This window comes from Brevibacillus sp. SIMBA_040, from assembly GCF_046535075.1.
Classification (GTDB): domain Bacteria; phylum Bacillota; class Bacilli; order Brevibacillales; family Brevibacillaceae; genus Brevibacillus.
In genome coordinates, this window is record NZ_JAWRXI010000204.1 from 1 (window position 1) to 268 (window position 268).

The following is a 268-nucleotide window of genomic DNA, read 5'->3' on the forward strand; positions in this document are numbered from 1 at the left end:
CTGTTCATCGTGCCTGCCGCCATGGAACTGGCGCGCAGTGCGTGGCACGGGCCGTTTCGTCCTCGCCAGGTCGTGTGGGTCTTTGTCGTGATCCAGCTGTTGCTGATGGCGCGCGTGGAACTGATCTCGCCCAACGGCGCCGGCCTGTGGCGTCGGGCATCCGACTGGCGCTATTTCGATGCCCAGGGGCTGGCCGATATCCTGCATGACCGCGCCGTTGCCGAATTGGGCGGCCCGGTCAAGGTGATCTCCGGCGCCTGGGCCGAGT

General features: G+C 66.8%; 1 protein-coding gene. It reads left to right on the forward strand.

What is annotated here, in order from left to right:
• Positions 1-268: hypothetical protein (locus SB752_RS32560; RefSeq protein WP_410719521.1), on the forward strand; the 268-nt coding region annotated here is incomplete at both ends.